13 protein-coding genes and 2 tRNA genes are annotated in these 14,954 nt (G+C 52.0%); 6 read left to right on the top strand and 9 right to left on the bottom strand.

Going from position 1 to position 14,954, the window contains the following annotated elements:
* Positions 1-59: 59 nt before the first annotated feature.
* Positions 60-1,244, bottom strand: coding sequence for a hypothetical protein (locus tag ACYVIY_RS17805; protein ID WP_460977733.1), 1,185 nt, complete (start codon positions 1,242-1,244; stop codon positions 60-62).
* Between the two features lie 159 nt (positions 1,245-1,403).
* On the opposite strand from ACYVIY_RS17805, the gene corA reads away from it, so the two are divergent.
* The 3 genes from corA to ACYVIY_RS17790 all read left to right on the top strand — a co-directional run bounded on the left by corA (position 1,404) and on the right by ACYVIY_RS17790 (position 6,534).
* The gene (corA, locus tag ACYVIY_RS17800; protein WP_460977790.1) at positions 1,404-2,489 is read left to right on the top strand and encodes a magnesium/cobalt transporter CorA; all 1,086 of its coding nucleotides are present in this window, start codon (positions 1,404-1,406) and stop codon (positions 2,487-2,489) included.
* A gap of 2 nt (positions 2,490-2,491) precedes the next feature.
* The gene (locus ACYVIY_RS17795) at positions 2,492-5,002 is read left to right on the top strand and encodes a bifunctional UDP-N-acetylmuramoyl-tripeptide:D-alanyl-D-alanine ligase/alanine racemase (protein WP_460977732.1); all 2,511 of its coding nucleotides are present in this window, start codon (positions 2,492-2,494) and stop codon (positions 5,000-5,002) included.
* A 149-nt stretch (positions 5,003-5,151) separates the two neighbouring features.
* Positions 5,152-6,534, top strand: coding sequence for a DUF4403 family protein (locus tag ACYVIY_RS17790; protein ID WP_460977731.1), 1,383 nt, complete (start codon positions 5,152-5,154; stop codon positions 6,532-6,534).
* A 33-nt stretch (positions 6,535-6,567) separates the two neighbouring features.
* Here the strand turns inward: ACYVIY_RS17790 and ACYVIY_RS17785 are convergent, their stop codons facing one another.
* Both ACYVIY_RS17785 and ACYVIY_RS17780 read right to left on the bottom strand, forming a co-directional pair.
* Positions 6,568-7,245 (bottom strand): hypothetical protein, encoded by a 678-nt coding sequence (locus tag ACYVIY_RS17785; protein ID WP_460977730.1) that lies wholly within the window; start codon positions 7,243-7,245, stop codon positions 6,568-6,570.
* Positions 7,246-7,293: 48 nt separating this feature from the next.
* Positions 7,294-8,511, bottom strand: a complete 1,218-nt coding sequence (locus tag ACYVIY_RS17780) for a THUMP-like domain-containing protein (RefSeq protein ID WP_460977729.1) — start codon at positions 8,509-8,511, stop codon at positions 7,294-7,296.
* Positions 8,512-8,604: 93 nt separating this feature from the next.
* Between ACYVIY_RS17780 and ACYVIY_RS17775 the strand changes: the two genes are divergently transcribed.
* Positions 8,605-10,212, top strand: coding sequence for a SulP family inorganic anion transporter (locus tag ACYVIY_RS17775; RefSeq protein WP_460977728.1), 1,608 nt, complete (start codon positions 8,605-8,607; stop codon positions 10,210-10,212).
* A 49-nt stretch (positions 10,213-10,261) separates the two neighbouring features.
* Here the strand turns inward: ACYVIY_RS17775 and ACYVIY_RS17770 are convergent, their stop codons facing one another.
* From ACYVIY_RS17770 to ACYVIY_RS17755, 4 genes are all read right to left on the bottom strand, one after another.
* Positions 10,262-11,164 (bottom strand): oxygenase MpaB family protein, encoded by a 903-nt coding sequence (locus ACYVIY_RS17770; protein ID WP_460977727.1) that lies wholly within the window; start codon positions 11,162-11,164, stop codon positions 10,262-10,264.
* Between the two features lie 30 nt (positions 11,165-11,194).
* Positions 11,195-11,620 (bottom strand): response regulator, encoded by a 426-nt coding sequence (locus ACYVIY_RS17765; protein ID WP_460977726.1) that lies wholly within the window; start codon positions 11,618-11,620, stop codon positions 11,195-11,197.
* 355 nt (positions 11,621-11,975) lie between these two features.
* Positions 11,976-12,539 (bottom strand): hypothetical protein, encoded by a 564-nt coding sequence (locus ACYVIY_RS17760; RefSeq protein WP_460977725.1) that lies wholly within the window; start codon positions 12,537-12,539, stop codon positions 11,976-11,978.
* 68 nt (positions 12,540-12,607) lie between these two features.
* Positions 12,608-12,689, bottom strand: a tRNA-Leu gene (locus ACYVIY_RS17755).
* Positions 12,690-12,854: 165 nt separating this feature from the next.
* On the opposite strand from ACYVIY_RS17755, the gene ACYVIY_RS17750 reads away from it, so the two are divergent.
* Positions 12,855-13,268, top strand: coding sequence for a DUF3127 domain-containing protein (locus tag ACYVIY_RS17750; RefSeq protein WP_460977724.1), 414 nt, complete (start codon positions 12,855-12,857; stop codon positions 13,266-13,268).
* A 43-nt stretch (positions 13,269-13,311) separates the two neighbouring features.
* Here ACYVIY_RS17750 and ACYVIY_RS17745 read toward each other — a convergent pair.
* A tRNA-Lys gene (locus ACYVIY_RS17745) sits at positions 13,312-13,384 on the bottom strand.
* 54 nt (positions 13,385-13,438) lie between these two features.
* Here ACYVIY_RS17745 and ACYVIY_RS17740 point away from each other — a divergent pair.
* Complete coding sequence (locus ACYVIY_RS17740) at positions 13,439-14,182, top strand: tetratricopeptide repeat protein (RefSeq protein WP_460977723.1); 744 nt, start codon at positions 13,439-13,441, stop codon at positions 14,180-14,182.
* On the opposite strand, the gene ACYVIY_RS17735 is transcribed toward ACYVIY_RS17740, so the two are convergent.
* Positions 14,175-14,903: a leucine-rich repeat domain-containing protein gene (locus ACYVIY_RS17735; protein WP_460977722.1), complete on the bottom strand. Its 729-nt coding sequence runs from the start codon at positions 14,901-14,903 to the stop codon at positions 14,175-14,177. The genes ACYVIY_RS17740 and ACYVIY_RS17735 overlap by 8 nt on opposite strands.
* Positions 14,904-14,954: the final 51 nt, after the last annotated feature.

Here is a 14,954-nt window from a genome sequence, read left to right as displayed (position 1 = left end):
GGAACTTAGCGTTGGCTTTTTTATCTATAATTCTTGTTTAATCTAACACTGTTAAGTGGCTAGTCAGTAGCATATTTCTGCCGGATTCGACGTACTACATCATCGGCGAGTTCGTCGCGCATGCTGTCGTATAGCTGCCAGCGTGAAGGCGGAAATAGATCGGCGCTTTTCAGACTTTGGCCATTCAGCGCGCGATTGTCGCCACTGAACGTTTGCCACTCGGTTTGCCAGTTCCGGCTCTCCCAGATGCTATCTTCCCAGCGAACCGCACCGCTTTGCGTATCAACGGCCCGCATACGTAACGATAAGCCTGCCGAAATCTCCCGACGGTACGTGGTTAAGGTTCCGCTGACCTTTTCCATGATATCGACCTTGGTGGAGTCGTTGATTTTTTTCTCGCCTACCTTATACGCCTGATTGCTGTATACCGTCGTACTCGACGACGATACGTCCTCGCGGAAGGGCGTATAATCAATTACCTGCATCTGCACGGCCTGGTGAATTTCCCAGCCATCTCCGGCGCTTTCGTCGGGTGGATACAGCCGCACAAAGGTCGACGGCGCTTCGTTGCGCGTAATCTGCCGGAGAATGCGGGCCTGCAGTTCCTGATTGTCGTTCTGGCTGATTTCGTGGGTGGGGCTGAGCGGTTCGATCACAACCCGAAGAATGGCCAGTTGCAGCGCATCTTCGCCTTTGGCTCGTGACTGCCGATAATCGGGCACCCATTCGCTCGCTTTTCGGTAGTTCAGATAAGCGTCTTTAGCCGCCAGCCGGTTTTCTTCCCGGTAAGCAAACGCTTGTTCGGCGGCTTCATAGCGGTCGGCTGCGGCCAATTGACGGGCGTCCAACTGCCGATCCTGGTACGAAGCCGGATAGGCCGATAGCCACTCGGTGCAGCTTGTGCATTGCTTGGCAAAGCCCAGCCGGGCGTTATCGGTTAAGGCCTGGAGCTGCTCGTACTCGCGGTGTACCGTTTCCCACCGAAAGGGCTGTCGATTGGTCGGGGCGGACAACCGCCGGATGGTGGTCTGATGTTGTTCATACGCCTGAACGAAGGCTTGTTTCAAGACCAGCGGAGCCAGGTTATAGCCGCGATTGGTCAGACCATGCCGTTGCTGAAGCCGTTTGGACGCTTTCTGAACGGCAAGGTCGAAGTGGCCCCGCTTGAGGGCAGTATGGCCGCTGCTGCACCCAATCAGGAGAACAGCCAGCAGACTAACGAGGATGAGGATCGGGCGGAACATAGTCGGGATAGAAAGATACGTTTTTCTGAACATTCGACAATGCCCGGAGTAGTTGGTTTATCTTTGTGGCCAAAAGTAGAGCCCTTATTTCTAGCATCAGGTTTGTCGGGAAGTCGTGTTCAGACGGCGGCTTCGGCAACTGTTCAGGCAAAATCGTTTATGTCCAGACGCCGACGTTATCGTTCCGCCGAGAAAACGCTTGGAACTTCGCCCGGTACGCTAACGTACGTGGGAGAGGAAATCGAACACGCTACCCGGATCAAACGCATCGAATACAACGAAGCGGAGTACCATGTTGATGAATCCAGCAAGCTGAGTGCCTGTCGATTACCCAATGCCGCTACGCCTTACGTGAACTGGATTGATGTAGATGGCATCCACGAGCCGAAGGTAGTAGCCGGTCTGGGGCAGCAGTATCACCTGCATCCATTGCTGCTGGAAGACGTAGTGAACACCGATCAGAAACCCAAGATCGATCTCTATGACGACACCATTGTGTTTGTGACGCTCAAGATGCTGCACCACGGTCGCCAGCGACCAGATATTGACGCCGAACACGTTAGTCTGGTGCTGGGAAAGAACTTCCTGATTTCGTTTCAGGAAGAGCGGACGCAGGATATTTTCGAGCCGGTTATTCAGCGAATCAAAGCCTCGTCGGGCAAGACCCGGCGCAACGGGGCCGACTATTTGCTGTACGCGCTCATGGACGTAGTGGTCGACCATTATTTTCTGATCACCGAACGGGTCGGCGAGAAAATGGACCAGCTCGAAGACCAGATCGTTCAGGAACGGGCGAATCAACAAACCTTGGCGGCTTTGTATCAGATCAAGCGGGAACTGGCGTTTATTCGACGGATGGTGTATCCCCTACGCGACATTGTTGGCGTTCTGCTGCGGGAGGAGTCGGATCTGATCCAACGGAATACGCTGCCCTTTCTGCGTGACCTGGCCGACCACGTCAATCAGGTGATTGAAACGCTGGATTCATACCGGGAATTAATCGCGGGGCTCATGGATGTTTATTACTCGATCGTGAGCAACCGCATGAACTCGGTGATGAAAACGTTGACCATTTTCTCCGCGATCTTTATGCCCCTGACCTTCATTGTGGGTGTTTACGGGATGAATTTCGACAACATGCCCGAACTGCACACGCGTGATGGTTATTTTGTCGTCTGGGGTATTATGGTTGCTACGTTCGTGGTGATGATTATGTATTTCCGCCGACGGGGCTGGATGAATTAAGTATGACAACACAACCTTTATCGATTACGGCCACCCATTGGCTGACGGATTCCCGGCAGGTAAGTGGTGAGGACCTGGATTCGCGGCTGGCCGACGCCGTTTTTTTTGCCATTCGGGGTGAACACCACGACGGCCATGCCTTCATTGGCGAACTCTATACCAAGGGCGTTCGCCAATTTGTCGTCGAACGGGCGGCTCTGACACCGGACCGACGGGCCGAACTAACCCGCTATACTGATGCGCAGTTTATTGAAGTAGCCAGCAGCCTCCAGACTTTGCAGCAACTGGCCAGCGACCATCGTCGGCAGTTTCGTATACCGGTCATCGGCGTTACGGGTAGCAACGGCAAAACCATTGTAAAAGAGTGGCTGGCTCAGCTACTCGCCGACGATTTTGTGGTTGCCAAGAGTCCCAAAAGCTATAATTCGCAGTTGGGCGTGCCGTTGTCGGTGCACGAGCTGAACGAAAGCCACACGCTGGGTATCTTCGAGGCTGGTATTTCCAGGGCTCACGAAATGCAGGCGCTGGAAGCCGTGATTCGGCCGACCATCGGTATTTTCACGAATATCGGTACGGCGCACGACGAAGGGTTTCGGAGCCATAAGCAGAAAATTGCCGAGAAACTTCGGTTGTTTATCCATGCCGACACGCTTGTCTATTGTAATGACTACGCCGATATTGACGATGAGGTGAACATGCTGCTGAAAGCGGTGAACCCCGATATGCGGCTGGTAACCTGGTCACTGACCGGCAAAAATGCTATGTATCAGGCCGTGCTGACGGGAGATGAGCTTACGTTACGTTCGACAGGGGAACCGTTACGTGTCTGGTTGCCGTTCACGGACCCCGCTTCGGTTGAGAATCTGATCCACTGCATTATGGCGATGCAGTGCCTGTGCGTTCAGACGAGCGAAGGGTTGCAATCGCGCCTGAATCGGCTACGTCCCGTGTCGATGCGGCTGGAGCAGAAGGAGGGTATCAACAATTGTGTCCTGATCGACGATTCGTACAACAACGACGTAGCGGGCCTGCAACTCGCCCTGCGCTTTCTGAATCAGCAGAGTACCCGCGCCCGCCGGGTGGTCATTCTGTCGGATGTGCTGCAGTCGGGTCAGCGCGAAGCCGATCTCTACGAACAGGTGAGCAATCTGCTGCGGGCCAATCAAATTGAACAGTTCATTGGCATCGGGCCGGTGGTGAGTCGAAACGCGCATTACTTCGCCGATGACAGTTTATTCTACGCGGATACAGATCAATTTCTGGGGCAGTTTCCGTTTGACGTTCTACGCGACAGCGTCGTGCTGGTGAAAGGTGCCCGGCCATTTTCGTTCGAACGTATCGTGAACCGGTTACAGCGAAAAGTACACGGAACCGTACTCGAAATCAACCTCGATGCCCTGACGCATAACCTCAACTATTACCGCGAAAAGCTGAGCCGAACGGAATCGGCTAAACCCACCAAAATTATGGTGATGGTGAAAGCCTTCGCCTATGGCAGCGGCAGCGCCGAAGTGGCTCAACTGCTTCAGTTTCACCGCGTCGATTACCTGGCCGTTGCCTATGCCGATGAAGGCGTTTCGTTACGTCAGAACGGGATTGAACTGCCGATTATGGTTATGAACCCCACTCCCGAGACGTTTGCGACTCTGCTCGAATACGAACTCGAACCCGAAATCTACAGCATGCGATTGCTGCGGGAATGGGGTCGGTTCGTTGCCGACGGGAGCGCGCAGAACGTAACCGTACCGTCAACCGCGCAAGTGCCCTGCCCACTGCACCTGAAGATTGATACAGGTATGCACCGGTTGGGCTTTATTGAGTCTGAACTGCCCGAGGTGGTTACGTACCTCAAAAGCCGGCCTGATTTGCGCGTAGAAACGGTATTCAGTCACTTGGTTGGAGCTGACGATGCGCAGTTCAACGCGTTTTCGCAGCAACAGTACGAAACGTTTCTGCGCTGCACCAATCTGCTCGAAGAAGGCCTTAGTTATCGCCCGACGCGGCATCTGCTCAATTCGGCGGGCATTGTCCGGTTTCCCGCGTATACGCTCGATATGGTTCGGCTCGGCATTGGCCTGTATGGGGTCGAAGCCAGCCAGCTCGACAAGTCGGCGTTACGTTCGGTGGGTACGTTACGGAGTGTGATCAGTCAGATAAAAAACGTCCCGGCCGGGGATTCGGTGGGCTACAGTCGAAGCGGAGTGCTCGACCATGCCGCCCGGATTGCTACTGTGGCCATTGGCTACGCCGATGGCTATGACCGACGGCTGGGCAATGGCGCCGGACATATATGGGTGAACGGTACACGCTGTCCGACGGTGGGTAACGTGTGTATGGACATGACCATGATCGACGTAACGAACGCGTCGGCCCAGGAAGGTGATGAAGTCATTATCTTCGGCAACGAGATGCCAATTACCGAACTAGCCCGGCAGATCAAGACGATTCCGTATGAGCTATTAACGGGCGTCAGCGAGCGGGTGAAACGAGTTTTTTACAAAGAAGAAAACTAACCCGGCTCGTCCTGTTCTTCAGAATACACCAGTGAAAGCGGTTAAGTCGGTGCAGCGCGTTTGTGCCAACCTAACCGCTTCGGCGTTCGTGACCGGGTAAAGAACAGCACTTCGCTAACTTTCCGGGCTGCTGTTAGTTAGTGATAGACATGAGAACGCAACGGTTAATTCCTTTGCTGATCTACTCCACTACACTACTTTTGATTGGTTGCAAGAAGGTAAAGCCTGACCCGCCAAAAGCGGAAGGCTTTGATACGCCGATTACACCCGAACTTTCGTATGTAGCCGGACCGATCAGCTTTGAGCTTCGAGCGCTTGAAAACAAAATCAGCCAGGCACTTGACCCGGTTCTGCTCGGCGACTCGTCGAACCTGGGTGATTTCAAGCCCCTGCCTGAGCTAAGCGTTATTCGCTCTGGCCCGGTAAAACTACACTATAAGGCGCAGCAGGTCAGCATCTCGGCGCCCATCGACTTATGGCTGAAAAGTCCGTTTCACCTGGGCAAACGGAAACCGCCCCGCCTATTCTGTTCGCTGGAAGTTAACTTTCAAAGTCCACTGACCGTAACGCCGACCTGGCGATTAAACACACAGGTGAAATTGTCGGACTATCAGTGGGTAAGTCGCCCTAAACTACGTATCATTGGAAAAAATATATACTTAACTGGCCTTGTCGAAAAGGTCTTGAAAAAGCTACAGCCCTCCATCGAAACGGCAATCGATTCGGCCGTTTATAAAAACCTCCGGCTCGACAAGATGGTCGCGCCGATCTGGGCTGATCTCCAAAAGCCGCTTGTGCTCAATAAGCAGTATGGACTCTGGCTGTTGCCGAAGCCCATCAGCATTGCTGCTGGTCCGGTGTATGGCGACGAGCGAATGATTTCGATACCGCTGCGGATGGCCTTCGAAACCCGGACGGAATTGAAGCCGAAGATGCCTGAGGTTGCTAAAACTCCCTTGCCGCTGCTGCAACGGCGCGCTCAACTGCCGCAAACCTCCGAGTTGCACGTAACAAGCTTTATTCCGTTCAATGATATCAACCGGATGCTGGCCCTTACGCTGAATCGACAGCCCGTCAAACTGGCGAAAGACCTCATTACGTTGAAAAAGGCGGAAGTCTACAGTGGCCAGCGGGCCGTTATTGTGAAAGCCGAAGTCAGCGGACTGGTCGATGGGGTCATCTATTTGCGCGGACGCCCTACGTTCGAAACCAAAACGAACACGTTACGTGTCGACCAGCTGGTATTCGACGCTGATACAAAAAATGTGTTGTTAGGTAGCGATAACGAGTTAATACAGGGTGCTTTGCAGCATTTTCTGGGCGAATTGCTGACGTTTCCGCTCGGCGAAGAAATTCACAAATTGCCGCAGATCATCGGCCAGGCCTATGAAAAAAGCGGGGCGGGTGAAAAAACAGATCTTGACATCCGCTCGTTTCAGTTTACGCCCCGCCGAATCGCCGTTCTGGCCGATGGAATCCAGGCACTGATTGATGTAAATTCAACTATACACGTAAAGGTCGACCGGCTGTAAGCCAGCTTGGGAAACGAGACAAGGTAAGCCTGGCTATTGCTTTTTGGCTTTAACGGCCTCTACATTTTTCTTGCGGTTTTCCAATTCCGTAAGCGCTGTTTCCTGGTCAGTTTTGCTGATTTCCAGGTCTTTCTGAAGCTGCTCCAGCTCTTTGGCGTTTTCGTCAATGCGCTTGAGCAGGCGCTCCTTTTCTTTCGCATTAGCTTCTATTTCACGCTGAAGTCGCTCGCCGTTACGTACCGTCTTCTGGTGATTCCGCTGCGCTTCATCGAAATTCAGCTCGGCCGTTTTAACTTCCTGATTAAATGTCGTTTTCGTCGCGAAATCCTTTAACAGGCGTTCGGCGGCTGCATAATGCGAGTCACCGGCTTTCACGTAGTTACCGCTGCCCAGGTCAAAGGCCGCGAAGATCGTTGCCGACGTGCGCGAAGACTTCACGGTGCTGGTTAGGTTGATTGGCTCCGGCGATATGTCTCGCAGGTCGGCATTGGTAACCCGGTACGTACCCCGCGAGGCCGTTACCCGCCCGAACGTCTTGAGCTGGTCTTCCCAGTCTTTTTCAATCTGCTTCCCATCGCCCTGTAACGTCAGGTATAAACCCGACAGCTTGGTCCGATCGACGGTGCTTTCGCCAGCGTACACGGTCTGGGCGCGGGCAGCGACTGGAAGAGCGAAACAAAGCAAGACGAAAAAGCGAGCAATAAAAGTCATAGTTGTATAAAGTTTCTGCGGATACATAACGTAACGTTTCAGGAAATGTTAAGGCTGGCTGGGCGGGGCTTTATGCGTTAACAGCAGGCGTTTGTCGCCGTTCAGCAGCGTAGTGGCAAGTATATACAGATTCCCGCCTTCCTGCAAGGCTAGTTGTTTCCGTAATTCGGCCACGGACTGCGGGAAGTTTCGCACCGTCAGGTTGGCTTTACGGCCCGGAACCAGCGCCTGCAACGCCTTACGATCGGGCTTAATTACGTCCTGAACGGCGAACGTGCGGCCCGGAAAATCGGGTTGTAACTGATCACTTGTGTACAGGTGGCTATGCGGAGCCAGTTTGTGCAATCCGTAGCGGGCCGCTACCAACCGAAAGGCTCCGGCTTTCAGAACGGCTGCGTTAGGCTCGTATACGTAGCGTAGAGGGTCGCTGAACGTTACGTCGCTGGCGCGTTCCTCTTTTCTCCGAAACGTAAACGAATCATCCCCAATTAAGCTCAGGTTTACGGCCGTTATCGAAACATCGTCGGGTAGTCGGGTTTGTTTATCAAGTACAAATAAAACTTCTTTAACCTCGCCCTGTACCGCTACAATGTGTACCGCTGCCACACTGCTGATTGATGCATGAGTCAGCTGCCGCAGCGCAGCGTCAATGTCGATCAGGGGTGACGTTTTCAGCAGAAGCTGGTTCGCTTTTGTTAATAAGCTGGCCAGTACGTCGGCCCGCGACACATCAGGTTCGCAATCGGCCAGGCGCACGACCTTGCCACCTCGTTCGTCCCGCCGGTGGGGGTCCAGATACAGCCAATCGACACCGTCGGTCAGAGTATCCACAAAGGCTAATCCATCGCCGGCCTGCACCGTAACGGTTGATACGCCCAACACGGGCAAGTTGTAAGCGGCCAGTTCCGCCAATGCTGGCTGCTGCTCGACGTAGATGACCTGGTTGACCCGGCTGGCAAATGCCCAACTGTCGACGCCCATTCCGCCCGTAATATCGAGCAGACGATCTCCGCTGACCAGCGACGCTTTGTAGGCTGCGGTACGTTCGGAAGACGCCTGCTCTACCGACAGGGCCGGTGGAAACACGACCGCATCGTTGGCGTACCAGGTCGGTAGCTTATGCCGGGCTTTCTGACGGGCGGCAATCTGGCTGGCTAGTTTTTTAATGTCTAACCCCGTAGTGGGCGCTTGTAGTAATAATGCCCTTACGTCTTCTGCGACGTGGTCACGAATAAATTGACGTTCAGTTTGCGACAGATTAATCAAAATGATTATAAATTTGATTTTAATGTCTTTTTAATGTTTTAAAACGTTGTCAGTAAGACTGGCGTTACTAGTCAACCTAACCAATAACCACTCATGCAACGAGTTAATCCTGTTACAACACTTAAACAATATAAATCGGCCTGGTTACGCCAAGACATACCCGCTGGTCTGTCCGTGTTTCTGGTTGCGCTTCCGCTCTGTCTGGGTATTGCGCTGGCTTCGGGAGCACCTTTATTTTCGGGTTTAGTCGCGGGCATGATTGGAGGAATCGTGGTTGGGCTTCTGTCGGGATCTGAAGTCAGCGTCAGTGGGCCAGCGGCCGGGTTAGCCGTCATTGTTGCTGATGCGATCACAAAGGTAGGTTCGTACGACGCATTTTTGGTGGCTGTGGTCCTGGCAGGTGTTATTCAGTTTCTGCTAGGAATTGTTAAAGCCGGGCGGTTCAGCTCTTTATTTCCCGATAGTGTGATTAAAGGGATGCTGGTGGCGATTGGCCTCGTAATTATTCTGAAGCAGATTCCGCACGCCCTCGGCCGCGATAAAGATTACGAAGGCGAGTTTGAATTTCAGCAACTGGCCGATGGCGAAAACACTCTTTCCGAAATTTACCGTGCCATTGAAACAGCTAGCCCCGGTGCGGTGCTCATTAGCGGAATCTCATTACTGTTTCTGATCGTCTGGGAGCGTACAGCAGGACGTAGCAGCCGGACTTTCTTTAAAAACTTTCCGGCAGCGTTGGTAGTGGTCATCTTTGGCGTAGCGCTTAATGAATTCTTTCGGGTGGCAATGCCAGCCTGGTACCTGGGTGATACAGCCCATCAGCACATGGTGCAGATTCCAACAATTGATCCGGGCAAGAGTGTCTTCTCAATTTTTGATTTTCCGGACTTTTCCGCCCTCAGCAACTATACCATTTACGGCGTAGCTGTTACGATTGCCATTGTAGCCAGTCTGGAAACGCTGCTGAATCTGGAAGCCTCCGACCGGTTGGATTCGCAGAAGCGGGTATCATCAACGAACCAGGAGTTAATTGCTCAGGGCGTCGGCAACATGTTGTCGGGGTTGATCGGTGGGCTGCCCGTTACGTCCGTAGTTGTGCGGACATCCGCCAACGTATATGGTGGAGCCAGATCGCGCGTGTCAACGATTCTGCACGGGTTATTTCTCCTGATCGCTGTATTTCTGGGTGGGCCGCTGCTTAATCTGATTCCGCTATCGTGTCTGGCGGCCGTGTTGATTATGGTAGGGTATAAACTGGCGAAACCAGCTATCTTTAAGAAAACGTACAAAGACGGCTGGAGTCAGTTCGTGCCGTTCATTGTGACTGTAGTTGGTATCGTCTTTACGGATCTGTTGATCGGTATTGCCCTGGGGGCGGTTGTCGGTATATTTTTCGTCTTGTACACCAATTTCCAATCGTCACTCCGGATCAACCGGAATGGTAGCAAAGTCACGGTTGAGTTCGAAAAAGACCTGTATTTCCTGAATAAACCACAGCTCAAAGAAGTGCTGGGAAGCCTGGAGCGGGGGGATGAACTTGTGATTGACGGCAGCAAGGCCCCTTTTATTGATCACGACATTTATAACATGTTGCTCGATTATAAAGAAACCGCGAAAGCGCAGGGCATTACGTACGAACTCCGGGATGTAGCCCTGAACGTGCATAAGCGGAAGCCGAACAAACGCGAGCTAGCGAACTAATAGACGTAATGTTGGACGGAAAAACCGCTGACCTGAAGTGTGTACTAATTCACTTCGGTTCAGCGGTTTTTTTTAGTAGGTGTGCTGGTCCCACAGCTTCAATCGCTGGTACACCATCGGGGTAATGCCGAAAGGTTGTGTTCGCCACCAGCGATGGATAGGGCTTAAACGTTAGCCAGCGAAGCGGCCATTTTCGAATCCACAAGGCTATGTTGAGCAATGCGATAAACCAGCCCGGCGGTCGTTTATAGCCAAACGCCAGTGCTAGTTTTTCGTCGATCATACCCGCTACTGCCGGGCGAACGAACGGGTGCAGCACAGTGGGAAACCAACCCTTAACAATCTGTACCGTCGCGTCGGCAATGCGTCGGTTACTGTCTGTATACCGAAAATGCCGCGCTTCGTACGCATCCGTAAACGCACGCAATTCGGCCAGCGTTGGTGGAATATCGACCAGGTGCATTCGCTTGCCTACCTCGCAGAAGAAGTAAAACAAGGCCAGCTCTTCGGCGGAGCTAAGGGTGCGCCACCCATAGCGGTTCACCCACGTGATTGGATAAAAAATAAACGTAGACAGCACGAACAAGTAATCTTCGTTCGCGATTCGATAATGACCGTGAATATAGTTCATGTGGGTGATGGCCCGCTGCCCTATATCACTATCGTAACCAGCTTCCATAAACGCTGCGATCAAGCGGCTCGTATCGTCGTACCGCTTTTGACCGTGCCGCTCAAATTCACCCGTCTGGGCGAGCAATCCAGACACGCGGGGACTGGCATAGGTATGAAACAAGGCCAGTTCAAGCGCTCGGGTAATATCGAAAGGAAATTCGTAGGCCGTCAGTAAGTGAACGATGCGCTGGTTGTCGCGGACAGGATCAAGTCGCTTCAGTTCTTGCTGAACGTTGGGGTTTCTAAACAGACCCAGACGTTTGTTATACACAGCAGGCATTACAGACAAATAAGAGGACTGGTAATGGGGTCAGACAAGTTGCTGCGCCAACTGCTGGGTTAGCGCAATTAATTGCGTGTAGCTGGCGGGCTTCGTCACAAATTGGTCGGCACCAAGAGCCAGGGAACGTTGGCGGTCATCCTCACTCGATGATGTTGTGAGCATAATAACTGGCAGATCGGCGTATTTCTGACTGGTACGCAGTTGCCGGAGCGTATCAAAGCCATTCTGATAGGGCATGTTAATATCCAACAAGACCAGTTGAGGCAACTCGTCGTGTGCAGCCAGCGCCGACAGGAGTTCTTCGCCGTCGGTAAGCACCAGTACGTCGATGGGTGGGGTGATGCTTTTAAAGGCCGAACGGATAAACAGCCGATCGTCTTCATCATCGTCAACCACCCAGATCGGCGGTACGGAGCTTAGAGATGGGATATGAGAGCGTCGGTTGGTCATCATCGGGCGGCTTAGCAGTCTAAGTGAAAAAAGCGTTAAATAGCCATACCGACTGATTACGGCATTACGAATACAGCATGTACTGAACTCGAAAGGCGGCCATAATCAACTACTTAGCTGCCTGAATGGGGTATACATATACTGCTGAAAAAGTAACAGTAGTCTATATACGTTAGCTGATAACAAACATACAACAGAATAATGAATTCAGCAAGGGTCGATAAGGCCGTACGGGTCTTGTTAACTGTTTCTTAATAATTGACTTCGTTAACTACAGAACCATACTGGTATTCGAACGCTCTCTGGACTGGTTTACCGACAAAGAGGCTAGTTGATACGTTGTGTGTAATGGGAGTTTTTAGAAATCTACAATCTCCTTGCGAGCTTTCCAGGGCTGTTTGTCAGCCTGTTTTGAGCCCACTTCACCCGAACAGACGCGGCATAAATACATCACTTCCAGCGACCAGCCCTTGTCGACATTGCCCAGTGAAAGACTAATCTGGGTTCTAGGCGTCAGCCAGATTAGCTGTTTAATGCCGCCAACTGAGGCCGTTTTGCCGGGGCCGTATTTCTCGGTCAGCAAGGTTTCGAACTCGCTGGCGGCTGCCCGCACATCCGCTTCTGTTACAGATACCGTGCTGTAATAGAAATAAGTCGCCGACAGCAGCGAATCGCCGGTAAAGTCGTAGTCAAGACCGACCCGGCGCGACGCCAGCTCGACACCGCTATACACTACTTTTTCTTTTTTGACCCGGTTCGGCTTAAGCGGTAATTCAGCTTCCCGAACTTGCTTAGGCGTGTAACCCCAACGTATCTGGCGAAAGTCGGAGTTTGACTGCGCCTGACCCATAGCGGTCATGCTGATCAGCAGTAACCCAAGCTGAAAAATCAGAAAACGTCCTAAAGTTGATTGCTTATGCATAGCGGTGCTTTTGAAACTAAAAAAGCACTTACGCTTTTAGGGTAAGTGCTTAACGGTTTCTGTGTTTGTGACCACGGGGAGACTCGAACTCCCATGCCGTGAAGCACCACCCCCTCAAGATGGCGTGTCTACCAGTTTCACCACGTGGCCGGTCACAATTGCATTGTGTTGAATGCGGGTGCAAATATAGCCGTTTGGTCATTTTATCCAAAACAGGAAGCGGAATCTTTCGGCTTTTTCAGGCTTGTATAGGCTAAAAGTGGGCAAAATTTCGTAATTTTATCCTTCTAAATTATTGATAAAAGCCCAATTAACATGGCACTTGAATTAGTCGGAAAACTTATAAAAGTATTGCCCGAGGTAACTGGCCAAGGCAAAAATGGTCCCTGGAATAAGCAGGAGTTTGTAATCGAAACGCTCGATAGTCAGTACCCGAAAAAGGTGTGCATGACGGCCTGGGGAGAGAAAGCGAATGATTTAAAGCAGTTTGCGGATGGCGATACGCTGAAAGCGACCTTCAGTGCCGAGTCTCGTGAATATAACGATCGCTGGTATACCGAGCTTCGCGCGTTCCGGATCGAACTGGCCGAGGGCGATGGTGGTCCAACTGCAGGCGCTCCCTCTCGCCCGGCATCCGCGCAGTCGACTCGTCCAGCTCAGCAAGGCCAGCCTGCTGGTATGCCGTTCAACACGACGTTCGAAGACGAAAGCAACGATCTACCGTTCTAAACGCCACAAACACAAAAAAGCCGCTAGATAGCGGCTTTTTTCGTGATTCGGCTGGGATTCGAACCCAGGACCCATACATTAAAAGTGTATTGCTCTACCAGCTGAGCTACCAAATCATTCAAACGATTGGCGATAAATGATAGCCGTTTCGTTTATTGTGGTGCAAAACTATGGCCTTTTTTAGTTCATTGCAAGCCCTACGTCTTAAAATAAGCCTATTTTTTTGTTTTTGGGCGGCTATCGCTCAGGCGCAGTCAACCTCAGCGGATTCGTTACGTTTGGCCGATTCGTTGTTTTCGACTGGCGATCAGGCAAATGCGGTACGTCTGTACGAAACAGCCCTGGCGAATGGACATACGGCAACCGACCCAATGCTGCTGAAGCTGGCGAGCGCCTACGAAAAGCTGGGCGACACGCCAAAACTGTTGTACTACCTGGAAGTGTATTTTGATCGTCATCCTGACGATGCCGTGCTTCGTAAAATGAACGACATCGCCAGGGCCAATAACCTCAGCGGATACGAAACGGATGACCTAAACTATTTTTACCTGTTCTACCGTAAGTACGGTATCTACTTTCTGCTCTTTCTGCTAGTTCCGGCGGGTTACGTCTTTAGCGTGTTGATTCTCAAGCTCGTTCGCAGACAACCGATCTCCGCGCGGCAGAAGTGGACCACGCTGCTGTACCTATTTCTGCTGTTGATTTTCGTGAATTTGCCCGAAGGCGTACAGTCGGGAATAACCAGTCACGATCGGGTACTATTACGAACTGACCCGTCAGCGGCTGCGCCCGTGGTGGAGGTGATTGGCCGTGGAAACAAAGTCAACATTCTGGGTACTAAAGATATCTACCTACGCGTTCTCTGGCGCAATGAGTTGTATTTCATCCGCCGGGATAATGTCTGGATTATCTGATGGACTGATCCGGGCGGCTTCCCCCCTGGCTTTTTTGCAAAGGGTTATTCTGAATGAACAGCCACCGCAGGTTTGGACAGCCCCGCAGGGTTGTTACGTCGGTGATTTGATTGTTGGACAAATCTAGCCGATCCAGGCGTTCTGAGCGAAGGCTGCTCATGTCGGATAATCCACAGTTTTGGAGAAATAGGTCGCTCAGGTAGGGGAGTTGGCTAATCGGTTGTAGATTCGTAAGTGTATGCCCCGACAGGTTGAGTGCGGTGATGTGTCCCTTTTGCACGCAGATGCGAAAGCAAGATGTCGAGTCTGCTACGTGCCAGTGTTCGGTAAAGACAGCATCAGCCAATTGAAGACCCGTTCCCGCCAGAAGTTGAGTAAGCTCATTTTTTTCGCCAAGATCGAGCGATTGGAAATCGTAACTGTACTGGCCAGGCGCGGCCCTGCCTTTGCCAAGTTCGAGCGAAATACCAAGTGCATATACTCCCAGGCCAATTAGACAGAAAAGGAGCGATACCAGCGCGACCAGTTTGCGCTCGGCGAAGCCTTTGATGGCCCACCAGACGGCCAGCACATAGAGGAATGCGCATCCGATTATGATAACGGAAGCCGACCATTCTGGAAGTTTGTGCAGAAACGAGCTTGGCTCCGTAATGCCAACGGTAAACGCATACGCCAAAAAGCCGGTTACGGTGGCTGATACGAGTAAACTCCGAAACGCCATAGGTATCATTGCTGTATAAGTTGCCGAGCGAAGAGTGCCAACTCAGCCGAA

Source organism: Spirosoma knui, from assembly GCF_054780635.1.
Note: the sequence above shows the minus strand (reverse complement) of the source record. Positions and strands in the feature narration are given on the sequence as shown.